At 34.5% G+C, this 23,869-nt stretch carries 18 protein-coding genes; 9 read left to right on the forward strand and 9 right to left on the reverse strand.

The genetic code is table 11. The features are described 5' to 3' along the window. Positions 1-290 precede the first annotated feature (290 nt). Both B0E44_RS18115 and B0E44_RS18120 read left to right on the forward strand, forming a co-directional pair. On the forward strand, positions 291-2,102 hold the full coding sequence (locus B0E44_RS18115; RefSeq protein ID WP_077378719.1) for a histidine kinase: 1,812 nt from the start codon (positions 291-293) through the stop codon (positions 2,100-2,102). 1 nt (position 2,103) lies between these two features. Beyond that, positions 2,104-2,850 carry a LytTR family DNA-binding domain-containing protein gene (locus tag B0E44_RS18120; protein ID WP_077378724.1) on the forward strand — a complete coding sequence of 249 codons (747 nt, stop codon included), beginning with the start codon at positions 2,104-2,106 and terminating at the stop codon, positions 2,848-2,850. A 298-nt stretch (positions 2,851-3,148) separates the two neighbouring features. Here the strand turns inward: B0E44_RS18120 and B0E44_RS18125 are convergent, their stop codons facing one another. From B0E44_RS18125 to panC, 9 genes are all read right to left on the reverse strand, one after another. Further along, positions 3,149-3,748 carry a hypothetical protein gene (locus B0E44_RS18125; RefSeq protein ID WP_077378732.1) on the reverse strand — a complete coding sequence of 200 codons (600 nt, stop codon included), beginning with the start codon at positions 3,746-3,748 and terminating at the stop codon, positions 3,149-3,151. Positions 3,749-3,939: 191 nt separating this feature from the next. Next, positions 3,940-4,491 carry a DUF6705 family protein gene (locus B0E44_RS18130; protein ID WP_077378735.1) on the reverse strand — a complete coding sequence of 184 codons (552 nt, stop codon included), beginning with the start codon at positions 4,489-4,491 and terminating at the stop codon, positions 3,940-3,942. 110 nt (positions 4,492-4,601) lie between these two features. Further along, positions 4,602-5,153, reverse strand: a complete 552-nt coding sequence (locus tag B0E44_RS18135; RefSeq protein WP_124019375.1) for a DUF6705 family protein — start codon at positions 5,151-5,153, stop codon at positions 4,602-4,604. A 20-nt stretch (positions 5,154-5,173) separates the two neighbouring features. Next, positions 5,174-6,520 carry a hypothetical protein gene (locus B0E44_RS18140; RefSeq protein WP_077378740.1) on the reverse strand — a complete coding sequence of 449 codons (1,347 nt, stop codon included), beginning with the start codon at positions 6,518-6,520 and terminating at the stop codon, positions 5,174-5,176. Positions 6,521-6,702: 182 nt separating this feature from the next. Continuing rightward, positions 6,703-8,664 (reverse strand): transglycosylase domain-containing protein, encoded by a 1,962-nt coding sequence (locus tag B0E44_RS18145; RefSeq protein ID WP_077378743.1) that lies wholly within the window; start codon positions 8,662-8,664, stop codon positions 6,703-6,705. Positions 8,665-8,784: 120 nt separating this feature from the next. Then, positions 8,785-10,146: a DNA repair protein RadA gene (radA, locus tag B0E44_RS18150; protein WP_077378746.1), complete on the reverse strand. Its 1,362-nt coding sequence runs from the start codon at positions 10,144-10,146 to the stop codon at positions 8,785-8,787. A 2-nt stretch (positions 10,147-10,148) separates the two neighbouring features. After that, positions 10,149-11,402: an alpha/beta hydrolase gene (locus B0E44_RS18155; RefSeq protein ID WP_077378749.1), complete on the reverse strand. Its 1,254-nt coding sequence runs from the start codon at positions 11,400-11,402 to the stop codon at positions 10,149-10,151. Positions 11,403-11,494: 92 nt separating this feature from the next. Beyond that, complete coding sequence (panD, locus tag B0E44_RS18160; RefSeq protein WP_077378752.1) at positions 11,495-11,845, reverse strand: aspartate 1-decarboxylase; 351 nt, start codon at positions 11,843-11,845, stop codon at positions 11,495-11,497. A gap of 6 nt (positions 11,846-11,851) precedes the next feature. After that, positions 11,852-12,700 carry a pantoate--beta-alanine ligase gene (gene panC, locus B0E44_RS18165; protein WP_077378755.1) on the reverse strand — a complete coding sequence of 283 codons (849 nt, stop codon included), beginning with the start codon at positions 12,698-12,700 and terminating at the stop codon, positions 11,852-11,854. A 107-nt stretch (positions 12,701-12,807) separates the two neighbouring features. Here panC and B0E44_RS18170 point away from each other — a divergent pair, with 107 nt between their 5' ends. The 7 genes from B0E44_RS18170 to B0E44_RS18200 all read left to right on the forward strand — a co-directional run. Beyond that, a complete protein-coding gene (locus B0E44_RS18170; RefSeq protein WP_077378758.1) occupies positions 12,808-13,614 on the forward strand; it encodes a glycogen/starch synthase in 807 nt (268 codons plus the stop codon). Positions 13,615-13,635: 21 nt separating this feature from the next. Beyond that, positions 13,636-15,252 carry a DUF4270 domain-containing protein gene (locus tag B0E44_RS18175; RefSeq protein ID WP_077378761.1) on the forward strand — a complete coding sequence of 539 codons (1,617 nt, stop codon included), beginning with the start codon at positions 13,636-13,638 and terminating at the stop codon, positions 15,250-15,252. Between the two features lie 9 nt (positions 15,253-15,261). Next, positions 15,262-17,109, forward strand: a complete 1,848-nt coding sequence (gene glmS, locus B0E44_RS18180; RefSeq protein ID WP_077378764.1) for a glutamine--fructose-6-phosphate transaminase (isomerizing) — start codon at positions 15,262-15,264, stop codon at positions 17,107-17,109. A 303-nt stretch (positions 17,110-17,412) separates the two neighbouring features. After that, positions 17,413-20,250: a TonB-dependent receptor gene (locus tag B0E44_RS18185; RefSeq protein WP_077378767.1), complete on the forward strand. Its 2,838-nt coding sequence runs from the start codon at positions 17,413-17,415 to the stop codon at positions 20,248-20,250. A gap of 37 nt (positions 20,251-20,287) precedes the next feature. Then, positions 20,288-21,748 (forward strand): G-D-S-L family lipolytic protein, encoded by a 1,461-nt coding sequence (locus B0E44_RS18190; RefSeq protein ID WP_077378770.1) that lies wholly within the window; start codon positions 20,288-20,290, stop codon positions 21,746-21,748. A 257-nt stretch (positions 21,749-22,005) separates the two neighbouring features. After that, positions 22,006-23,517, forward strand: coding sequence for a F0F1 ATP synthase subunit beta (gene atpD, locus B0E44_RS18195; RefSeq protein WP_077378773.1), 1,512 nt, complete (start codon positions 22,006-22,008; stop codon positions 23,515-23,517). 77 nt (positions 23,518-23,594) lie between these two features. Continuing rightward, a partial coding sequence (locus B0E44_RS18200) for a F0F1 ATP synthase subunit epsilon (RefSeq protein ID WP_077378776.1) occupies positions 23,595-23,869 on the forward strand: 275 nt, incomplete at its 3' end.

The following is a 23,869-nucleotide window of genomic DNA, read 5'->3' on the forward strand; positions in this document are numbered from 1 at the left end:
TGAAACGTGTTGTAAAAGGAGTTTAAAATACTTTACTTTACATTGAAGATTTTTTGGAAGTTGCTAAGACTCTATGAGGCTAAGATTCTATGAGTTTTAGATATTAAAAAAGCAAAATCCCTTCCTCTAGCCCCGATAGAAGCGAAAATCCTTATAAGCCGGGGTTCGGCTTATAAGATTGTAACGGAAAGCGGGACTAATGCTGATAAGAATGCCAAATCTTTCTGCTCCAAATCATTATTAATAATCTTAGTAACTTAGAGACTTAGTATCTCAGAAACTTAAAAAAAATGCGTTTACTAACTACATATTTTCTCTTTCTTCTGATAGTGTTATTGTTTCCTTTTGGAGCAATGGCTCAGGATTCTTTGTCCAAAAGTAAATCGGCACCTTCTAAAATGAAAATGGTGACCAAAGATTTGAAAAAGTCTTTGGAGGTAAATGATGAAGCCCAAATTGCTCAAAATTATGAGCGATTGGCGAATGAGTTTCAAAATAAAGGAGATTACGCCAAAGCCGAAGAGTACTTTAAAAAAGCAATCACGAGTTATACCAAATTAAAGTTGGTTGATGACAAAACCCGCGTAACGAGAAGCCTTGCCAAAGTTCAGGAATCTCAGAAAGATTATGATTCGGCGATTAAGAATTATGAAGGCGCAAAAGCTATGGCAGAAGATAAAAGCTTTGAAAAAATTAACTCGAATGATGCCAATCGTTTGCGTTATGTGGCGAATCCAGTTGCTCAAGAAAGCTATGTCAATTCGAATATAGAATTGCTCAAAAAGGAAAAGAAAGAAGAAGAAGTTTCCGCAGCGTATGTACAAAAAGCTGAAAATTCCTTGAAGCAAAAAAACAAAGAGGTCGCTATAGAAAGTTATCAACAGGCACTCGCTTACGCAAAAGGAAAGCCGGCGACTACCATCAAAATTAATAATGAAATTGCCAAGGTGTATGCTTCAGATAATCAGTTTGACAAAGCGATTGGTATTAATGAAAAACTTTTGGCAGAAGCCAAAACAAAGCAGGATTTTACAACTCAAATAAAGCAATTGCAATCATTATCGGTTCTTTATTTTCAAAAAGAAGAACCGAGTAAAGCCATCACAGCTTTGAAAGAAGCTTTTGATTTGGCTCTTCAAAAAGGAAATTCGGCCGAAGCCAAAAAGAGTTTGATTTCTTTGACTAAATATTATAATGGGAAAGGAAATAACAAGGAAAGTTTGGCTTTGTACGATCAATTTCTACAAAATTTCGATCAATTGGTTCAGTCTGATACGACTTTGATTGATGCAAAAACCTTCCAAGTCAGCGAGGATAAAATTCGTCAATTGGAAAAAGAAAAATCATTGAAAGATGAATTAATTACGAAGACAAGCACTTTCAATTACTTTCTTTTGGGTTCGATAGGGTTGCTTTTATTGTTGTTTTTGTGGATTGTAAAAACGCTTTTTTCCATTAAAACCAAAAATAAAGAAATAGCGTTACAATCGTTGCGCCGTGAAATGAATCCGCATTTTATTTTCAACAGTCTCAACAGCGTCAATCAGTTTATTGCCGAGAACAAGGAATTGGAAGCCAATAAATACCTAACTTCTTACTCTAACTTGATGCGAAATACGATGGAGAATTCCAACAAGGATTTCATTACATTGGATAACGAATTGGAGCAATTGAAAAAGTATTTGGAATTGGAACATCTTCGTTTTCAGGATAAGTTTGATTTTAAGATTAATGTTGACCCAGAATTGGATGCCGAAAGAACGATGGTCCCCAATATGATTATTCAGCCTCATTTAGAGAATGCTATTTGGCACGGATTACGATATTTGGATGACAAAGGATTATTGCAGTTGCAAGTTCAGCTAATGAACGGAAAAGTAACGATTCGTATCGATGATAACGGCATTGGTTTGACCAAAAGCCAAGAGCTGAAAACGAGCAATCAAAAAGCGCATGAATCAAGAGGAATGAGCAATACCAAAGAGCGCATTAGTTTACTGAATGAGTTGTACAAAAAGAATATTAGTTTCCAGATTTCAGAGAAAGCTTTGCCGGAAACGGGAACTGTAGTCGAAATTGTTTTTCCATTAATTGATAAATAGAATGAATTTTCAAAAGATAAAAAGCGTAATTGTCGAAGATGAATTAGCGGCTCGTGAAGTACTCAAGAATTATTTGAGTAAATATTGTCCACAAGTGGAGGTCATTGGCGAAGCCCAAAACATAAAAGAAGCGGTCCCTTTGTTGCACGAATTACAGCCGCAGTTGGTTTTTTTGGATGTTGAAATGCCTTTTGGGAATGCTTTCGATGTTCTTAAAGCCTGCAAAGATTTGCATTTTGAGACAATTTTCGTAACCGCTTTTTCGGAATATTCTTTGAAAGCTTTGAATCAAAGTGCTGCTTATTATTTGCTAAAACCTATTAGCATTGAAGAATTAATTGTGGCGGTAAACAAAGTGCATCATCAAATTCTGAATCACGAAATATTCAATCGAAACAAGATTATCGTTGAAAATTTTCAGGAACCCAAACCCGAAAAGCAACAGGTAATTTTACCAACTTTGGAAGGTTTTGAAGTGGTTAAAATGGAAGAAATCGTTCGTCTTCGCGGTAACGGAAATTTTACTGATTTGTATCTCCATAATGGAAGCAAGAAAATGGTCTGTCGTTTTTTGAAGCATTTCTCCGAAATTCTGCCTTTGCCTTTTATCAGGGTTCACAAATCGCATATTATCAACCTGAATTGCGTAAAATCGTACAACAAAGGCGGTATTATTACCTTAAACGATAATACAGAAATTGAAGTCTCTACAACTTATAAGGAGGATTTCTTGAAGAATTTTAAGTAGCACTTCGGCTTAACCGCAAAGGGCACAAAGAAAAAACGCAAAGTTCGCTAAGCTTTGCGTTCTTAGCGGTTAAAAGACTTGTAGTTTAAAAATCAAACTCTTCTATTACTTTCAAAGAATCAATAACAGTTGTGTCTTTTACTTTGATGTTCAATAACGAATGAGCACGGCCTGTTTTTGCAAAAACTCATTGATATATAATTTCTTAACGGAAATCAATCCGATAGTTTGTTTATGAAAAAACGGAAGGAAGAATAATAAAGTAATAGTCAATTTTTTGTTAATGAGTTGCTTAATACTAGTCAAAAGATTTTGAAAATGAATTTTTTAATACCCAATTTTGATTGATTTTTTCTAATAAAACCGCTTTCCCATCTCCGCCATCCGTTTTTCTGAAATAGCCAATTTCACTATAAAAAAGAAGAGCAAATTTTCCATTCAAGCTTATGATTGGTTTAGAAAAGATATAAGCAATAGTTCCTGTTGGAAAATCATCTGATTTCATTTTAACTTTTAAGTCATTATATTTTATGATAGGTATTTGGAGTTTTTTAAAATTATTTTTTTTCCAATAATATGAGATTGTATCTTTTGTGTAATTTTTTTTTAAAGCATTAATTTCTATAGAGTCAATTGGCCACCCAATGATCGTATTTCTTGAACAATCTATTTTTCTTCTTATACCGTCAGGTTTTGTTCTTTCTAGATAAGCAATTTCATAATATTCTAATGCTTTAATTCTTGATCCTGATTCACTGATTAAATAAGTAGGATTTTCATAATTGCTTTTTAGTAAGCTACTTCGTATGGCAAAATCTTGAATTATTTTTTCTTCAGTTTTAATAGATGAACAGGAAGCTAAAAAAAATGAGCAGATGATAAATATGTTTTTTTTCATAATACAAGAATTATTTACATGATTTTCCTTTAGGGACGTATCCACCTTTTGGTTTGTTTCTTTCTTTCTTCAGTAGCTCTTACTGTCTTTTCATCATCTTATATCATTAGGTTTAGGCACGGAAGCTAAAAAAGCCTCTAATTAAAGAGACTTATTTTAGTTCTAAGGCAAAAATGATTGGTGTTTGTATTTTACTGCTTAATTAATCTATAAATCGTATTCTGTTTGAAATGCTCATTTATTTGAGTAGGACATTCAGTTAAATCAACAAATTCTGAATTTTCATGAAAAAGGACATCCATATTGTTACCATCAACATAAAGAAGGATTTGGCCGCTTTGTGCGCAATTCCCTCCTTTTGCAACATAACTTAAGTAATATCCATTATTATGATAATAACGCCCTGACATTATATAAGGACTGGAATCAGGAAAGTAGGAGGTGTTATCTATGACATTATCATTTAAATCAGTTATGATATAACGCACTAATAATTCGTCAAATTTCATAACTTTAAAGGAACCAGTGTGTTTTACAATCCTAAATTCATACTTTTTATTTCCATAAATACCCTTCCAAGTCCCCACGTACTTCTCTAGAATATTATTGACATCCTTAAAATAAATCTCTTCATCTCTATTGATAATTTTATAACCATATTTGTTTTCCAATGGAATAATTTTTTGTGCATTCATTGTCAATCCAAATACCAACAGCATACTTAAGTATATTAATTTTTTCATTTTAGTTTAATATTAAAATGGTCACGACTCTTTAGGCAGGAAGCTAAAAAAAGCCTCTAATTAAAGAGACTTATTTTAGTTCTAAGGCAAAAATGATTGGTGTTTGTCTTTTACTGCTTAATTAATCTATAAATTATATTCTGTTGGAAATATTCATTTATTTGAGTAGGACATTCAGTTAAATCAACAAATTCTGAATCTTCATGAAAAAGTACATCCATATTGTTGCCATCAACATAAAGAAGGATTTGGCCACTCTGTGCACAATTACCCCCTTTTGCAACATAAACTAAATAATACCCATTTTCATGATAGTCATGACCCTTGATTACATAAGGACTGGAATCAGGAAAATAAGTGGTGTTTTCTATGACATTATCGTTTAAATCTGTTATGATATAGCGAACTAACAATCTATCATATTTCATTGTTTCAAAAGTCCTTGTAGTTTTCAACAACCTAAATTCATATTTTTTATTTCCATAGGTGCCTTTCCAAGTACCCACAAATTTCCCCAAAATATTATTGACATCCTTAAAATAAATCTCTTCATTTCTATTGATAATTTTATAACCATATTTGTTTTCTAAGGGCACTATTTTCTGCGCATTCATTGTTAATCCAAGTACCATTAGAGTGCTTAAGTATAATAATTTTTTCATCTTTTTATTTTTTAGTGTTATTAACAAGGATTTGTTGCCAGTACGTTTGGACTTGATAATGTTTTTCTGTCTGTACTTCCATCATCATTCATTTTAAACAGCGTGATTCCATCAATACCAATGTAATCTTTTATAAACATAAGTAATCCTGTTTCTAAATCATTACTATACAAATTCATTTTTTCTTTGTATGTCTCTTTCAATGATTCATAATCAAAATTTTTAACATTATTTACATTCCCTTCAAAACGCAATTGATACCTGCCTGAACTACTTACCATTTCAATAAACACCTTGTCTAAGGGCGTTTGATGTTTATTTGCATTAATTAACAATGAGCTAAATTTGTTGACATCCGCAGGAGAAAACATGTGAATAGGCTTTACTTCTTCATCTCGAAGAATTCCATTATTCACCTGATGAGTGAATTCGTCTTCATGTACGTGTATAATTCCATAAGTGTCTGCATGTATTTTTCCACTCAATTGAAGATTTCCCACAGGAGTCCCAGCTTCATATCCATTAGATTCACTAATGTAGTAACCAGTTTCATACTGCAATTTAAAATTTTCCTTTAAGGCAGCCACTGCATTCTTGTAATTTGGGTCTTCTTTGAGTGTCTTAATTTTATCACAGGGGTTCTTTACTGAATAATCAATTATGGGAGGATTAGTGCCAGTACCAGAAGTACCTCCACCTCCATATCCACCGGCTCCTCTTACAGGTCCGCCTCCAGTTAGTCCTCCAGCTTCACAATAGAGTCTGGTTATTATATCTATGGAGCCATCTTCATAAATCCAAACCAAATAAGTGCAGTTCTCTTCTGCCATTGCATCTTCTTTAGCAGTAATATTGGGTTTTGGAATTTTTCCGTTTTTAAATTTTTGAGACCCAACTATTTGTTTTACAGGGTCAAAAATAGTTACAAAGCCATTAAAATCATCTTTGATACTGTAATAATTAAAGTTTTTATCCAGATTGTCAAAATTGCTGTCGCTTGTAAAAATCTGAAGATCATAGTATTTATAGGTTTTGTTTTCGCCTTTAATAAATAGTAATCTATGGTGGTCTGTTAGTTTTTTAGCGCTAGTATTAGTAGTAGTTACAAAGTCTAATAAGGTTATTGGGACTTCAATAATCTGGCCTTTTTCGCCATTTGTAATTATTGCTTTATCCCATTGAATGTCTTTGGTATATTCAATAATTTTGAGTTTAGTAGTGTTTAAATCACTCTCAAACCATTTTTTTACTTTTTCTACATCTTGATTTGTAGATGATTCCGTTATATTCTCTTCGGTACTACAAGAAAATAGTAAGAGAGTTATCAAGAATCCGAGAATTATCTTAGAGATACTTTTTTTTGCCATTTGGTTTTATGTTGTTTTTAGAAATTGACATTGCGAATGTATTGTTAATTCCTTACGTAAGAAATACCCACTTTTAGTGATATTTCTTAGTTAATCAAAAACTATTATATGGCTTGTATTGTATTTTATTTTTAGAATGCTGCAAAATGGATGTATTTGAAAGTAATAGAAGAGTTTAATTTTTAAAAATCAAACTCTTCTATTACTTTCAAAGAATCAATAACTGTTGTGTCTTTTACTTTAATGTTCAATAACGAATGCGCACGGCCTGTAAGCGTTATGGGCGCAGACAAACCAATTGTGTCTTCGGGAACCAATAAACCACGGCGAAACATGAGATTTCTCAAGAAAGTTTGGTGTTTGACAGCGTAGGCCTTTTGCAAACCTTCCTGGTCAAATTGCCACATGAATTTCTTTGGTTTTGGGATTATCGTAGCAAGGAATAAACATTCCTGTACATTCAAATCGGCAGGTCTTTTCTGGAAATAGAATTCGGCCGCTTCGCCAATTCCATATACGTTTGGCCCCCATTCGATGATGTTAAAATAAACCTCCAGCATACGTTGTTTGCTCGTGATTCGGTTGTTTTCTATAATATACACCAAAAGAATTTCCTCCAGTTTTCTCGACAGGGTTTTTTCTCTGGTAAGGAAAACGTTTTTCACCAATTGCATACTAATCGTACTTGCGCCACGAGAGAATTTTTTGGTACGGATATTTTTAAGAATCGACTGTTTGAACGCTTCATTGATAAACCCGCGATGGGACATAAAAGACGGATCTTCAGAGGTTAAAACACATTTTTGCAGATAAGGCGAAATTTGGTCTAATGGCGTGTAATACGGATTGCTTGTGCCAACAAATACGGGCCGTTGAGGAATGCCCCTGTCGATGGCTCGATAAGTGAATTCTCCGTTTAATTTGGCTAAATCAATGTTTCCATATTTTGTGATTTTTACATTTTGTTTGTTTACATTACTCTTGAAAACTATGGTGTGTGGTTTGTTTTTGTTGTATTTGAAATCCAATTTATAATCAAAATCACCGGTGGCTTCCATACCTTGAAAATGGGTAAACAATCCATCTGGCAATGAAGTGATAAAATCCTGGGTTTTCATTTTTGGAGTGGTGATTTTTAGTCTGTAAACGGTATCTTTTTCGGTGCTATACGAAATGTATGGGTGTATTTTTATTTTGTTAAACTGAAAAGTTGAACTGCTGTCAATAGATATAAAATCTGAACCTAATAAAAATCGGAAATCAAATCGAGCATTTTTGATATTGACATCTTTATTAGCGATCCTTTTATGGTTCATTTTTAAATTAGAAATGGAACTATAGCCATCAAAGTGTAATTCACCGCTACTCATGTCAATGTTTTGAACATTAAATCGAATCGAGTCAAAACTGGCTTTTAGGTTGTAGCGCTCGTCAAAATAAGGAACTTTGATAGCTCCGGTATCAATGTTAAAAAAATGAAGGTCTCCCTTTTTATTTCTGGGATCTGCTATTCCATTGATTCTCCATCTTTGGGCAAAAGTATTGGTTTGTACCTCGATGGATGATTCTAGTTTGGTTTGATATAAAGTTAATTTTTTGAAGTTAACAGTTGCTTTTTTGCCATTGTCATCGAGCTTGAAAACTAAATTTTCAAGAGTCATATCTGTTGGGACTAGGTTGAGAACTTTGCTGATAATGCGATAGGCAAATTCTGCATAATCTCTTTTGGAGGTGTTTTTTGGTTCGTTTTTGTCTCTTTTTAAAAACGCACCAAAGTTTTTAATCTTTCCTTTTTTGGTTAGTTGGACATAACCATTTTTTATTTCAAGAGTTCCGAGTTGAACATCGCCAATCAGTAACCGCCATAAATTGACGTTTGTTTTTATTTTTTGAATTTTAAAAATTGTGTCCAGATCTTTAGGAGCCAAAGTGATTTCGTCTAATTCTATGCCTGAGATACCGTCGAAAGACGCTTTTTTTATGGCAAAATTACTATTGTATTCCAGTTTCATTGTTGTGGAAACTTTATCGATGGCTTGATCTAAAAGTTCATCTCTAAACACAAGAAAGCCAATTAAGAGTAAGGCGATAACGATTCCAAGTATTTTGGAAGCTAATAAAAACTTTTGTTTGTTAGTTCTCATGTTTGAAGTAGGAAAAGGTTTTTAAAAAAAAGATTTCAAATTTACACAAATAAATCAGTGCAAACTTGTGAAATAGCTGTTAAACTTTCTAATTGATTTTTTGATGTGTTTATTTTGATTTTAGCCAAATAGCTGGCTAGCCACATCCTCTATTTTGGCAACCAATTGAATTTTTATACCAGTATTTTTCAAGGCAATTTTATTGTATTTGGATACAAAAATAGTCGAAAAGCCTAATTTTTCAGCTTCCTGAATGCGCTGGTCAACACGGTTCACAGGACGGATTTCACCCGAAAGCCCAACTTCGCCGGCAAAACAAAAACCTTTTTCGACAGGAATGTCTTCATTAGAAGATAAAATGGCAGCGACAACAGCCAAATCAATAGCAGGATCATCAACCGAAATTCCTCCGGTAACATTCAGGAAAACGTCTTTGGCACCAAGCCTAAAACCGGCTCTTTTTTCCAATACTGCCAAAATCATATTCAATCTTTTGGCGTTGTAACCTGTGGTGCTTCGTTGTGGAGTTCCATAAACAGCTGTGCTTACCAAGGATTGTATTTCGATCATTAAGGGGCGCATGCCTTCGAGCGTGGTGGCAATGGCTGTTCCTGAAAGTTCTTCATCTTTGTGTGAAATCAATATTTCGGACGGATTGGATACTTCTCGCAATCCGCTGCCTAGCATTTCGTAAATCCCGATTTCGGCAGTTGATCCAAAACGGTTTTTCAATGAACGTAAAATTCGATAGACATGATTGCGATCGCCTTCAAACTGAAGTACGGTGTCGACCATATGTTCCAAAATTTTGGGTCCTGCAATGGTTCCGTCTTTGGTGATATGCCCAATTAAAATAACTGGAATATTGGTTTCTTTGGCAAATTTGATCAATTCGGCTGTGGTTTCCCTAATTTGGGAAATGCTTCCTGCGGTTGATTCAATATAATCGGTATGCAGTGTCTGAATCGAATCGATTATGACAATTTCGGGTTGTATGGCTTCTATTTGTTTGAAGATATTCTGTGTTTTGGTTTCGGTAAGAATATAGCAATTGTCTCCGTTTGGAGTAATGCGTTCGGCACGCATCTTGATTTGCTTTTGGCTTTCTTCCCCAGAAACATAAAGCGTTTTATAGGGTAATTTTAATGAAATTTGTAACAGAAGAGTGCTTTTTCCAATCCCTGGTTCACCTCCTAAAAGAATCAGAGAACCAGGAACGATTCCGCCACCCAAAACTCTGTTTAATTCGTTGTCGGTTGTGTCGAGACGAATTTCTTCGGCACTGTCGATTTCGTTGATTCGTAAAGGTTTTGGTGCTTTACTGGTTGCAGATGATTCGCTTTTCCAAGCAACTTTTTCCTGTTTTTGTATAATTTCTTCGGCAATAGTATTCCATTCTTTACAGGAATTGCATTGTCCTTGCCATTTGGCATATTGTGCTCCGCAATTCTGGCAAAAAAAAGTTGTTTTTACTTTGGCCATTATTATTGTTTTTTTTCTTCGGTAACTGGAATGTCAGCTGCGGGAGTTTCTTCAATGACTTCTTCTTTGGATTCAACTTGACCTACTTTTCCTTTTATTTTTGGTTTTTTGGCGAAGGTTTTTTTCAACTCTTCGGCTTTGGCAAACATCATATCTTTGGTAAGATCGGCAATTTCTTCTTTATTAAAACCAGACATGTAGTAGCGAACTGCTCTTGGATTATCGCCTTTTTTTTCAAACATAGTTGCCAGCTGATAATCACCCAACATGCTTTTTGGGTAGTTTTTATCGGCAAGAATCGCCAAAGCGTCCAATTCGTTATAATCTTTGTTTTCTATGATTGCTGCCTCAATGGCTTTGAAATCAGTGATTCGAATTGGGCTTTTTATACCAAAGGAATTTTCAATTATGTCATATTTACTTTTTAAATAATCAACATATCCTTCTTTTAGAGTCACGATTTTTGTGTCGTATTCCAAAACGGAAATAGGTTGAGCCACTGCAAAAATTTGGTACAAAGCTGTCGGAATGGAATGTAAAACCAGTGAGAAATGGGAGGCATCATTAAAATTTTCAAACTTGTAATTCAAATTTGGATTTTTAATGGTTTGAGTTTTGGAATCAAATTTTTTAATTCTTTCTTGCATTTTTTTATTATCACCATCTGCAGTAGAGAGATAATAAAAAACAGGTTGTTTCGTAGAGGCCAGTAAATCAGGTAATTCATCTTCCATATTTACTGGTAACTCAGGGCTTAAACAAATATAGGCATTGAATAATGGGTTGTCTTTATATAAAAAGAAATTTGAAAAGGCGGCGGTTATATCGTGTCCGGCAATAATTTTGAAATTAGTGGTTCTATAGTCATGTTGTATGAAAGGGATAAGTTCCAGAGATATGAAATCAAAGAAATCTACACTTTTCCCATCTGGCATTCCTGTCACTTCGTCCAAGCCACAATCAATTGATCTTTGATTGTTTTGGCCTTGACTAATTCCTACAATAATTACTTCAGGTAAATCGTCCCAATGAGCTCCATAGGTTAAAGTTCCCAAAAAGGGATTTAGCAAATAATCGCCATCCATTAAAATTAATAGTGGGTATCTTTTGGTTGGGTTTTTTTCATAAGAAGCAGGCAAAGAAACATAAAGTTCTCTTTTTCCCTGAAGCTTTACCGATTCGTAATTGATGATTTTTATTTGTGAAAAACAAGAAACAGAAAAAAAGGACAGTAATACGATAAATAAATGTTTCATAATAATAATTGGGGTTGGTTATTTTATGATAAAAGAGGTTAGCAATATAAACAATTATTTAATGTATTGACAAAGGAGAAATGGATAAACTGTTAAGTCAATGAATTGTCTTTTTCGTTTGGAAAAACAATCCAAGGTTTAAAGGTTTTGGCTTCTTCGAATTCTAGTGTAGCATACGAAATGATGATGATGATATCGTCCTTTTGTACTTTACGTGCCGCTGGACCATTTAAAGTAATTATTCCCGAATTTTTTTCGCCAACAATGGCATAAGTGTCAAAACGTTCTCCGTTATTTATGTTAACAATGGATACTTTTTCGCCTTCTATTATGTTTGCTGCTTCTAATAATGCTTCGTCTATAGTGATACTTCCGATGTAATTTAAGTCGGCTCCTGTGACTCTTACTCGGTGAATTTTTGATTTAACAACTTGAATGTGCATGGTATTTTAATTTAATGAAATGGTGTCTATTAATCGGATATTATTGACAAATACTGCTATGAAAGCTCGATATTTTTTGTTTTTATTTTTTCGTTTGCATGTGGTAAGTGTTTTCTCGTCTGCAATTTCGAAGTATTCTAAAGTAAATGTTTTGTTTTTTTTGAATTCATTATTAACCCATTGGGTTGTTTTTTCAGCGCTACTTTTTGAAAATTTTGCTTTGGCTTCGTTTAATATTTTATAGATGATTGCAGCTTCTTCTCTTTCGTGCAAAGTTAAGCGTTCATTTCGAGAACTCATAGCTAAGTTATTGATTTCTCTGTAAATAGGGCAAACAATAATGATTACTGGTAACTGGTTTTTTTCAACCATCTTTTTGACTATTTGCACCTGTTGAAAATCTTTTTCACCAAAATAAGCTTTTGTTGGTTTTACGATTTCAAAAAGGCGTTTTACGATGGTTCCTACACCATCAAAATGTCCCGGTCTAAACTTTCCTTCCATTTTATTTTCCAATCCGTCAAAATCAAAAGATTGGGATAAGGTTTTTCCTTCATACATGTCGTCAACTGTAGGGGCAAAAACGATAATGTCTGGATTGATGCTGGCAATTTTTATTATGTCGGTTTCCAAAGTGCGTGGATATTTTTCCAAGTCCTCAGGATTGTTAAATTGCGTTGGATTCACAAAAATACTAACAACAGTTATGTCATTTTCCTTAGTAGATTGAAGCATTAACGACTGATGTCCCTCATGCAAAGCACCCATTGTCGGAACAAATCCAATTGAAGAATTTGTAGTCTTTATGGAGGTAAGATATTCCATTAAAGCCGCTTTTCCATAGAAAATTTGCATGGTCGTTTTGTTTAAATTAGGTGCAAACTTAATATTTTAGTCCATAACTGCATAAATTTTTGTAATTTTGCGTGGTTTTTATTGCCAATAATTAATCAATTTATACTATGAAAGATAAGAGGATATTATACGTATCATCTGAAGTTGTGCCTTATCTCGCTGAAAATGAGGTTTCATTAATGTCTTATGACGTACCAAAAATGATTAATGATCAAGGAGGGCAAATTAGAATTTTTATGCCAAGGTATGGAAATATTAACGAGAGAAGACACCAATTACATGAAGTGATTAGGTTGTCTGGAATGAATTTGGTGGTGAATGATTTGGATATGCCTCTAATTATTAAAGTAGCTTCTATTCCAAAAGAGAGAATACAAGTTTATTTTATCGATAACGAAGAATATTTTAAAAGAAAAGCAACTTTTGCTGATGAGGAAGGGGTAATGTATCCTGATAATGATGAGCGTGCTATCTTTTTTGCCAAAGGCGTTGTAGAGACAGTTAAAAAGTTAAATTGGGTTCCTGACATTATCCACGTTCACGGTTGGATGGCTGCTATGTTACCGGTTTACATGAAGCATTTTTATAAAAATGAAGCATTGTTTTCAGATACTAAAATAGTTACTTCGGTTTACAGTCAGTCTTTTGATGGATCATTGGATGCCGAAATGATTAATAAAGTGCGTTTTGATGGTATTCCTGATGAAGCCATTGCGGAATTGGAAGTTCCAAATTATGAAAACATTATAAAAACTACTATTCGTAATTCTGATGCTGTTATTATTGCTTCTGATGGACTCTCTCCAAGTTTAACAAAATTTATAGAATCTTCCAACAAACCTTTTCTACCTTTGAAACTTAAAGACGAATTCTCGGTGGCTTATACCGAATTCTATGCGAATATGTTGTTATAAATCAATATTTTACAAAATAATATGCTTAAAAATTCTTTTTTTAAAACAATTGCTTTCCTTTTGTTTATTGTTCTTTTTAATTCCTGTGATAAAGAATTTAATGTTGTAGGTGAAGATCTGATAGGTGATAATTCTTTTGATATATTAAAGAGTGAATATCCTGTTGTTGCATATAATCAAAAACTGGGGCCAATTCAATCTAATAATTTAAAAACTAACCCTCTAGGAGTTTATGATAATCCTTCTTTTGGCACAACTAATGCTAATTTTGTAACACAGCTTGCCTTAGTCTCTGCTAATCCTACTTTTGATAGTTCAGCCAAAATAAAAAGTGTAGTGTTGACTATCCCTTATTTTAGCACTAAGACTAAAACGGATGAGAATGGAAACGGCACCTACGTATTGGATTCTATTTATGGCCCTGATAAGGCAAAAATGAAACTGAGTGTTTATGAGTCTGGATATTTTATGAGGGATTTAGATCCTGAGGAACAATTCTCTCAGCCTCAAAAGTATTTTAATAACCAATTTTCTGATTTTAATCAGGCTAAAATTGGAGCAGCTTTGAATGATGGTACTAATAAGGCTGAAAATCTTGAATTCTTTTTTGACCCAGCAGAGCATGTTGTAAAGACTACTAACTCCAGTGGTACTGAAGTTACAACAAGAACACCTCCGGGAATGAAACTAAACTTGAATAATGATTTTTTCCTAAATAAAATTATTAAAGCACCAGCCGGGTCATTAACGGATAACACTGCATTCAAAAATTATTTTAGAGGATTGTTCTTCAATATTGAGACTATCGGCAATCCTGGGAATATGGCGATGCTTGATTTCGGTGATGGGAAAATAACAGTAACGTATACAGAGACTATAAATTCAGTAGCTACTGATAAAACATTAGTATTGAATTTGTCAGGACATACGGTTAGTTTGTTGGATCAAAGCAATACAAATGCCAATTATACAAGTGCAACTACAGAGGCTAATGTTGATAAAGTAAAAGGTGACCCAAATTTGTATCTTAAAGGAGGTGAGGGTTCCATGTCGATATTGAAATTATTCAGTTCCACTGACAATCATGGATATGAATTGACTGATGCTCCAAATGGGGTTTCGGATGAGTTGGACGACATGAGAAGAAACAAATATCTTATCAATGAAGCTAGTTTGACGTTTAATCTAAATTCGGATGCAATGGGAACGAGTTATGTACCGCAAAGAATTTATTTGTATGATTTTAAAAATAGCCAAATATTGGTAGATTACATGGAGACTTCAGTTGTTTCCTCTAATATAAAAAATAGTAAATTTATCTTCGGGGGAATTCTATTCAAGAGATCTGCGACAGACGGAGGAGGTTCATATTATAAATTCAGGATTACTGACCATATTAGAAATCTCGTGAAGTATAAAGATTCTACTAATGTTGACTTAGGCTTAGTGGTTACTGAAGATATAAGTAAATCCAGTTTTTATACTTTAAGGGACAAAGCAGGTTTTCCTTTAAAAGTGCCAATGGCTTCAGTTATGAATCCACTAGGATCTATTGTCTTTGGTAATAATATTCCAACAGATGATAAGAATTATAACAAAAGATTAAAATTTGAAATTTATTATACAAAACCTAATTAAGATAAAAATATGTGTGGAATAGTTGGATATATTGGTCATAGAGAGGCTTATCCTATAGTTATAAAGGGATTAAAAAGGCTTGAATATCGCGGGTATGATAGTGCAGGTGTGATGTTGTATGATGGTGAGACGATTAAATTGTCAAAGACCAAGGGAAAAGTTTCTGATCTGGAAGTTAAGGCCCAAAATGAAATAACCACAAATGGAACTATCGGTATTGGACATACACGTTGGGCCACTCATGGTGTGCCAAATGATGTTAACTCACATCCCCACGTTTCTAATTCTGGTGATTTAGTGATAATTCATAACGGAATCATTGAGAATTATGCTCCGTTGAAAGTGGAGCTGATAAAAAGAGGCTACACTTTTACATCAGATACAGATTCTGAGGTTTTGATTAACCTTATTGAGGAGGTTCAGAAAAACGAAAAACTGAAACTTGGAAAAGCAGTTCAGGTAGCATTAAATCAAGTAGTAGGGGCTTATGCTATTGCTGTTTTTGATAAAAAAAACCCAAATGAAATTGTTGCGGCAAGATTAGGAAGTCCGTTGGCAATTGGAATTGGTGAAGGTGAATATTTCATTGCTTCAGATGCATCACCATTTATTGAATACACATCAAATGCTGTATATCTTGAAGATGGTGAAATGGCTAACATCAGATTGCATAAAACGATGAAAGTTCGTAAAATTAAAGATGATTCCATTGTTGATCCGTATATTCAAGAGCTTCAAATGAACTTGGAGCAAATTGAGAAAGGTGGTTACGATCATTTTATGTTGAAAGAAATCTATGAGCAACCAAGTGTAATTAAGGATACTTATAGAGGAAGATTACATGCCAATGAAGGAATAATTCAAATGGCTGGAATTGAAGATAATCTTGAGAAATTTCTAAATGCAGATCGTATTATAATTGTGGCTTGTGGCACCTCTTGGCATGCTGGTTTAGTGGCTGAGTATATAATCGAAGAATTTGCCAGAATCCCAGTTGAAGTTGAATATGCTTCTGAGTTTAGATATAGAAACCCTATTATAAACAGTAAAGACATTGTTATTGCTATTTCACAATCTGGTGAAACAGCCGATACTATGGCGGCTATAAAATTGGCAAAAGAGCATGGAGCATTTGTTTTTGGAGTATGTAATGTTGTAGGCTCGTCTATTTCGAGAGAAACACATGCTGGGGCATATACTCATGCTGGTCCAGAAATTGGTGTGGCTTCGACAAAAGCATTTACAACTCAAATTACGGTGTTAACAATGTTGGCATTACGATTGGCTAAGGCCAAAGGAACTTTGACGCAGTCTGATTTTCATACATATTTGCAAGAATTGGAAATCATTCCGGAAAAAGTTAAAGAAACATTGCAAACTAATGAAAAAGCCAAAGAGATTGCGGCTATTTTTAAAGATGCTCCTAATTGTTTGTATTTAGGACGTGGATATAATTTTCCAGTGGCACTAGAAGGGGCTTTAAAATTAAAAGAGATTTCATACATACATGCTGAAGGTTATCCTGCTGCTGAAATGAAACATGGACCAATTGCTTTAATTGATGAATTGATGCCTGTTATCGTTATTGCTCCAAAGCAAGGGCATTATGATAAAATTGTTAGTAATATTCAAGAAATTAAATCCAGAAGCGGAAAAATAATAGCTGTTGTTACTAAAGGCGATACTCAAGTTCGTGAATTGGCGGATTATGTTATTGAGATACCTGAAACATCAGATGCATTGTCGCCGTTGATAACAACTATACCGTTACAGCTTTTATCTTATCATATTGCTGTTATGAGAGGTTGTAATGTTGATCAGCCTAGAAATTTAGCAAAATCAGTTACTGTTGAATAACGAATAATTGTATAATTTTTAGAAAAAGCGAGATTTATATCTCGCTTTTTTTTGCTTTATACTTTTTACGAAATCGTTGTAATTTTTATGATAAATATAACAGAAGTATTAAATTGTTATGTATGCATAGTATTTTTTGCGATTAACTCATTGTTTTGTTGTTAAATACGCAAAATATTAAAATATTGAATTGTTAATTAATGAGTCTATTAGCTAATAATAATGATAAATATTTTTATATTTATTATTGATAATTAAAAAATATGTGTAATTTGGCGCCACTAACTTACTAAAATTTACCAGATGAGATTGTATTTGCTTTTTTTGACATTGTTTTTTTGTAGCATATCTTTTGCGCAAAATTCTATCAAAGGTGTTGTTACTGATGAAAATAATCATCCTGTTCCAGGTGCTAGTATTAAAATGGCTGGATCGAATGAAGGGACAACGTCAGATTATGACGGATCTTTTGTTTTGACTACCAAACAAACACCTCCTTTTTCTATTGATGTTACTGCAGTTGGGCATAGTGCATCCAGCGTAAAAGTAGAATCAATATCGCAAAAAGTCCAAGTGAAACTTAATTCGGAAGAAACGAAATTGAATGAAATTGTGGTTTCCGCTTCACGTGCGCCCGAAAGAGTGCTTCAATCACCTGTTACTATTGAGAGAATGGGAATTGCACAAGTAAAAAGCACTACGGCTCCAACTTTCTATGATGGTTTGGAAAATTTAAAAGAAGTGCAATTTAATACTAGTAGTATCTCTTTCAAAACAGTAAATACCAGAGGATTTGCCGCAGTTGGGAATACTCGTTTTATGCAATTAGTGGACGGTATGGATAACTCGTCTCCTGCATTGAACTTTGTGTTAGGAAACTTAATTGGTCTTTCTGATATTGATGTGGCTAGTGTAGAACTTTTGCCAGGAGCATCATCCGCTTTATATGGTGCAAATGCGTTCAATGGAATTTTATTTATGAACAGTAAAAATCCTTTTACAAATCAAGGAATCAGTTCTTATGTGAAATATGGACAAACTTCACAAGATGTTGCCGGTACCAATGATTATTTTGATATGGGAATTAGAGCAGCTACTGCTTTTAATAAATATTTTGCTGTAAAAGCTAACTTCAATTACATGAAGGCTACCGAATGGATTGCCGATGACAGAAGAAGTATGACAGGTGGTTCTATTGGTCATGATGGAAATCAAAATTATGACGGTTTGAATATTTATGGAGATGAGGTGACTACTTTTATCAACAATGTTGGACAGGTAAGTAGAACTGGATATCGTGAAAAAGATTTGAATGACAATAAAGTGAATAGTGTTAAAGCGGATTTCTCTTTGCATATCAGACCTTGGGCTGATGATACTGAAATCTCGCTTCAATATAAATTAGGTATGGGAAATACTATTTACCAAGGAGCGAATAGATATGCTTTGAATGATTTTTTTATGAGTCAAACCAAAATTGAAATAAAAGGAAGAAACTTTTTTGCTAGAGCGTATCGTTCTGCTGAAGATGCTGGTAATTCTTATGATATGCGCTTTGCGGGTTGGAATGTGCAAAGAGCGGCTAAATCGGATACGAACTGGTTTACTGATTATGCTACGTCGTTTCAATTGTCTTCTGCTGTTTTGGGACTTGATGGTAATGAAGCCGCAAATTATGCAAGAACTTTTGCTGATACCAATGTGTCGCCAGGGCTGAATTTAGTTCCTAATATTGATCCAGCTGATCCTTCAGCACCTAGAGGGGCAAGATTTGAACCTGGATCTCCTGAATTTACAAATGCATTAAATACTGTAAAAAGTGATCCTGATTTTACAAAAGGAGCAAAATTTACCGATCAATCCAAAATTTATCATTCAGATGTTAATTATAACTTCAGAGACTTAATTAAGTTTGCTGAAGTTCAAGTAGGAGGTTCTGCTCGTCAATATGAAATGAATTCTAGCGGATCTATTTTTACTGATTATGATGGGCCAATTCGTTACAATGAGTATGGAGTTTATACACAAGCATCCAAATTGTTTATGGATGATCGTTTGAAAGTAGTTGCTTCTATTCGTTATGATAAAAGTCAAAACTTTGACGGAAATGTTTCGCCAAGAGTATCTTTTGTTTACTCTGCTGGAGAGCAAAAGAATCACAACTTTAGAGCGTCTTACCAAACAGGTTTTAGAAATCCTACAACACAAGATCAATATATCGGACTTGACTTAGGACCATTTGCTTTAATTGGTTCGGCTCCAGAAAACTTAGTTCGTTATTCTGAAATTAGAAATGTAAGTTCATCAGGTCAAGCGGCTGGAGCAGCTGCTACTGTTACTATGGATGGTACGAATGCTTATAATAATTCTTATACCTTGACTTCTGTTCAGGCGTTTGGAGCTGCATTGGCTGCAAATCCTTCTGATGTTGCTGGGGCTGCAGCTTTATTGCAATCGGCAAATGCAAAGTTGGTTCGTCCGGAAGAAGTGAAAGCTTACGAGTTAGGATACCGTACGGTAATTAATAATGATTTATCGGTGGATTTGAATGGGTATTACAATCAATATAATCATTTCTTAAATACTACTAGAGCAGCAGGTGTGTATTATGGTGATGTTAATTCTGCAATCAATTTGTCTGATCCATTGAGCCCTGTTTATGCTTTGGTTAGAAGTGACAGAAGAATATATCAAGTATATACGAATACTTCAGCCGACGTTTCGTCTTTAGGTTTTGGTGTTGGTTTGTCTAAAAAGGTATACAAAGACTTTGAATTGGGGGCAAACTATAATTATTCTCAATTAGATTTTGATCAATCACAAGATCCGGGCTTTGTTACAGGATTTAATACTCCAAAACATAGAGTGAAAGCTTCATTGGGAAATACAAGGTTGTTTAAAAACTTTGGATTTAATACAAATGTAAGATGGAATTCAGAATATTTATGGCAATCTTCTTTTGCTGATGGAATGGTTCCAGAAACTACTGTATTTGACGCTCAAATTAATTATGCTGTTCCAGCCTATAAATTATTATTTAAATTAGGAGGGACTAATATTGGGGGCAAAGATTATATACAAGTAATTGGTGCGGGTTCAATTGGGCAACAATGGTTTGCGTCATTAACAATTAATCCGTAATTAAAAAAGATTAGGTCAAAACTTAAAAATATAGAATATGATAAAAAATTTCAAATGGCTACTGCTGGCTTCTTTAAGCTTTGTAGCGTGTGATAGTAATGATGATGAAACAACCGTGGCAGAAGTGCCAATTACACCAGGAACTGCAGTCTTAACAAAATACGTAGCATTAGGAGATTCCTTTGCTGCAGGTTATAGTGATGGAGCATTATTCAAAGCAGGTCAAGCTAATTCGTATGTGAATATATTGGCCGAGCAATTCATTCCAGCAGGAGGAGTAGCCGCTACTAATCCTTTTATGGCAGATAATATTGGTGGATTATTATTGGGTGGAAATGTAATTGCTGGGCCAAGACTTTGGTTTAATGGTAAAGGTCCAGTTCCTGTTACAGGTACGCCTACTACAGAAGTAACTAGTAAGCTTACGGGGCCATTTAGTAATTTAGGTGTTCCGGGAGCTAAAAGCTATCATTTATTAGCTGCAGGATATGGGAATGTTGCTGGTGTAGCTTCAGGTAAGGCAAATCCATATTATGCGCGTTTTGCTACTTCGGGGACAGCAACAGTATTGGCAGATGCTTTGACTCAAGTTCCAACTTTCTTCTCTTTGTTTATTGGAGGAAATGATGTTTTGGGATATGCAACATCTGGGGGTATTGGAGTTAACCAAACAGGGAATTTGGATCCTTCCACTTATGGAGGAAATGATATTACTGATCCAAATGTTTTTGCAAATGTATACAATACTTTGGCTACTAATTTAACAGCCAACGGAGCAAAAGGGGTAGTTGCCAATTTACCATATGTAACGACATTGCCTTATTTTACAACTGTGCCTTTTAATCCAGTGCCGTTAGTTGCGGCTCAGGTTTCAGCTTTGAATTCTGCCTATGCAGCATATAATCAAGGTTTAGTAGGAGCTAAGAATGCAGGATTAATTACCGAAGAAGAAAGATTAAAGAGAACTATTAAGTTTATTGTGGGAAATAATTCAGTTGTTATTGTTGATGAATATTTAAAAAATTTAGCAGGACTAGGATTGCCGTCCTACAGACAAACTGCTAAGGGTGATTTGATTGTATTGTTTTCTCAAGGAGAAAGCACTCAGGAGTTTTTAAAAGCAGGAAACGGTACTGCTGTTCCATTACAAGACAGATGGGTATTGTCCCAAAACGAAGTTGCTGAGGTTAAAGTAGCTACTGATGCTTACAATGTTACAATTGCTGCTACTGCAGAATCAAAAGGTTTGGCCTTTGTTGATGCCAAAGCAGCTATGACTCAATTGTCTACAACTGGAGTACGTTTTGGAAATTATCACATGTCTGCGGGCTATGTTACAGGAGGTGCTTTTTCATTGGATGGGGTTCATCCAAGTGCAAGAGGATATGCTTTTATCGCTAATTTATTTGTTGATGCAATTAACACAAAATTTGGAGCGACCTTAAGAAAGGTTGATTTGGCTAATTACCAAATACAATACCCAAAAACGATACAATAGTTTTAATTTTGATAAATTACTAAAACCACCCGTTTATCACGTGGTGGTTTTTTGATTTTAGTGAAAAACGGCTTGTTTTCATAGTTTGGAACGGCTTAATAGTCAATTCGATAAAAAATTAGCTTTTTTTATAAAAAAAAATATTGATTTTATATTTTAAAAAATTATCTTTGCACTCTGAAAAAAGTATCCAATCGAGCTATTTCGATGGGCTGTATTTCATAAACCTAAATAGCTATTTAATAAACACATAAGTAATGTCAAAAGTAATAGGAAAAGTTGCCCAAATCATTGGACCAGTAGTCGATGTAGTTTTCAACGGAAAAGATGTTGAACTTCCAAAAATTTATGATTCATTAGAAATCACTAAAAAAGATGGTACATTATTAGTACTTGAAGTACAATCTCACATTGGTGAAAACACTGTTCGTACCATTTCGATGGACTCAACAGATGGTTTGAGCAGAGGTTATGAAGTAGTTGGAACAGGAAATCCTATCCAAATGCCAATCGGTGCCGATGTTTACGGTCGTTTGTTTAACGTAATTGGGGATGCAATTGACGGTTTGCCAGCTTTGCCAAAAACAGGTGAAAATGGAACTTCAATCCACAAGCAAGCACCAAAATTTGAAGATTTATCTACATCTTCTGAAGTTTTATTTACAGGTATTAAAGTAATCGATTTGATTGAGCCTTACTCAAAAGGGGGTAAAATTGGATTGTTTGGTGGTGCTGGAGTAGGTAAAACAGTATTGATTCAGGAGTTGATTAACAATATTGCAAAAGGTCACGGTGGACTTTCTGTATTCGCAGGGGTAGGAGAAAGAACACGTGAAGGGAATGACTTACTTCGTGAGATGTTGGAGTCAGGAATTATTAAATACGGTGAGGAATTCATGCACTCTATGGAAAATGGGGGATGGGATTTGTCTAAAGTAGATATGCCAGGAATGAGAGAGTCTAAAGCTACTTTCGTTTTCGGACAAATGAATGAGCCTCCAGGAGCTCGTGCTCGTGTGGCACTTTCTGGATTGTCTATCGCTGAGTATTTCCGTGATGGAGCAGGTTCTGATCAAGGAAAAGACGTATTATTCTTCGTTGATAATATCTTCCGTTTTACACAAGCAGGTTCTGAGGTATCGGCTCTTTTAGGTCGTATGCCTTCTGCGGTAGGTTACCAACCAACATTGGCAACTGAAATGGGTGCGATGCAAGAACGTATTACATCTACAAACAAAGGTTCTATTACATCTGTACAAGCGGTTTACGTTCCTGCGGATGATTTAACTGACCCGGCGCCAGCAACAACATTTGCTCACCTTGATGCTACTACTGTATTGTCCCGTAAAATTGCTGAGTTAGGTATCTATCCTGCGGTGGATCCATTAGATTCTACTTCAAGAATTTTAGCTCCACACATTATTGGTGATGAGCATTATGATTGTGCACAAAGAGTAAAAGAAATTCTTCAAAAATACAAACAATTGCAAGATATTATCGCGATTCTTGGTATGGAGGAATTATCTGAAGAAGATAAATTGTCTGTATCTAGAGCACGTCGTGTTCAACGTTTCTTGTCTCAACCTTTCCACGTTGCTGAGCAATTTACTGGATTAAAAGGTGTATTAGTTGATATCAAAGATACTATCAAAGGATTTAATATGATTATTGACGGTGAATTAGATCACTTGCCAGAATCAGCTTTCAACCTTAAAGGTACTATTGAAGAAGCTATCGAGGCTGGAGAAAAAATGTTGGCAGAAGCGTAATTGGTTGTTAGTTGTTAGTTGTCCAGTTGTTAGAAACAACCACCAACCATCAACCATCAACTATTAACTAAATAATTATGATTTTAGAAATAGTATCACCAGAAGCGAAATTATTTTCAGGAGAAATCACTTCTATTTCTGTTCCAGGAGTAGATGGTCGTTTTCAAATGCTGAATAACCACGCGCCAATAGTTTCATTGCTTCAAAAAGGAACAGTTAATATTACTGCTCCAAGTTTTGATTTAAACGAAGAAACGGCAAGTTTATTTACCAAAATAAATGATCAAAATTATACTTTAGAAATTAACTCTGGGACTCTTGAGTTAAAAGATAATAAAGTAATTGTTTTAGC

This window comes from Flavobacterium sp. A45, assembly GCF_002001005.1.
In the GTDB taxonomy this organism is placed as follows: Bacteria; Bacteroidota; Bacteroidia; order Flavobacteriales; family Flavobacteriaceae; genus Flavobacterium.

Excerpts from the sequence above, each read along its gene's own strand:
- B0E44_RS18115 (WP_077378719.1), top strand. The coding sequence starts at position 291 with ATGCGTTTACTAACTACATATTTTCTCTTTCTTCTGATAGTGTTATTG.
- B0E44_RS18120 (WP_077378724.1), top strand. The coding sequence starts at position 2,104 with ATGAATTTTCAAAAGATAAAAAGCGTAATTGTCGAAGATGAATTAGCG.
- B0E44_RS18125 (WP_077378732.1), bottom strand. The coding sequence starts at position 3,748 with ATGAAAAAAAACATATTTATCATCTGCTCATTTTTTTTAGCTTCCTGT.
- B0E44_RS18130 (WP_077378735.1), bottom strand. The coding sequence starts at position 4,491 with ATGAAAAAATTAATATACTTAAGTATGCTGTTGGTATTTGGATTGACA.
- B0E44_RS18135 (WP_124019375.1), bottom strand. The coding sequence starts at position 5,153 with ATGAAAAAATTATTATACTTAAGCACTCTAATGGTACTTGGATTAACA.
- B0E44_RS18140 (WP_077378740.1), bottom strand. The coding sequence starts at position 6,520 with ATGGCAAAAAAAAGTATCTCTAAGATAATTCTCGGATTCTTGATAACT.
- B0E44_RS18145 (WP_077378743.1), bottom strand. The coding sequence starts at position 8,664 with ATGAGAACTAACAAACAAAAGTTTTTATTAGCTTCCAAAATACTTGGA.
- radA (WP_077378746.1), bottom strand. The coding sequence starts at position 10,146 with ATGGCCAAAGTAAAAACAACTTTTTTTTGCCAGAATTGCGGAGCACAA.
- B0E44_RS18155 (WP_077378749.1), bottom strand. The coding sequence starts at position 11,402 with ATGAAACATTTATTTATCGTATTACTGTCCTTTTTTTCTGTTTCTTGT.
- panD (WP_077378752.1), bottom strand. The coding sequence starts at position 11,845 with ATGCACATTCAAGTTGTTAAATCAAAAATTCACCGAGTAAGAGTCACA.
- panC (WP_077378755.1), bottom strand. The coding sequence starts at position 12,700 with ATGCAAATTTTCTATGGAAAAGCGGCTTTAATGGAATATCTTACCTCC.
- B0E44_RS18170 (WP_077378758.1), top strand. The coding sequence starts at position 12,808 with ATGAAAGATAAGAGGATATTATACGTATCATCTGAAGTTGTGCCTTAT.
- B0E44_RS18175 (WP_077378761.1), top strand. The coding sequence starts at position 13,636 with ATGCTTAAAAATTCTTTTTTTAAAACAATTGCTTTCCTTTTGTTTATT.
- glmS (WP_077378764.1), top strand. The coding sequence starts at position 15,262 with ATGTGTGGAATAGTTGGATATATTGGTCATAGAGAGGCTTATCCTATA.
- B0E44_RS18185 (WP_077378767.1), top strand. The coding sequence starts at position 17,413 with ATGAGATTGTATTTGCTTTTTTTGACATTGTTTTTTTGTAGCATATCT.
- B0E44_RS18190 (WP_077378770.1), top strand. The coding sequence starts at position 20,288 with ATGATAAAAAATTTCAAATGGCTACTGCTGGCTTCTTTAAGCTTTGTA.
- atpD (WP_077378773.1), top strand. The coding sequence starts at position 22,006 with ATGTCAAAAGTAATAGGAAAAGTTGCCCAAATCATTGGACCAGTAGTC.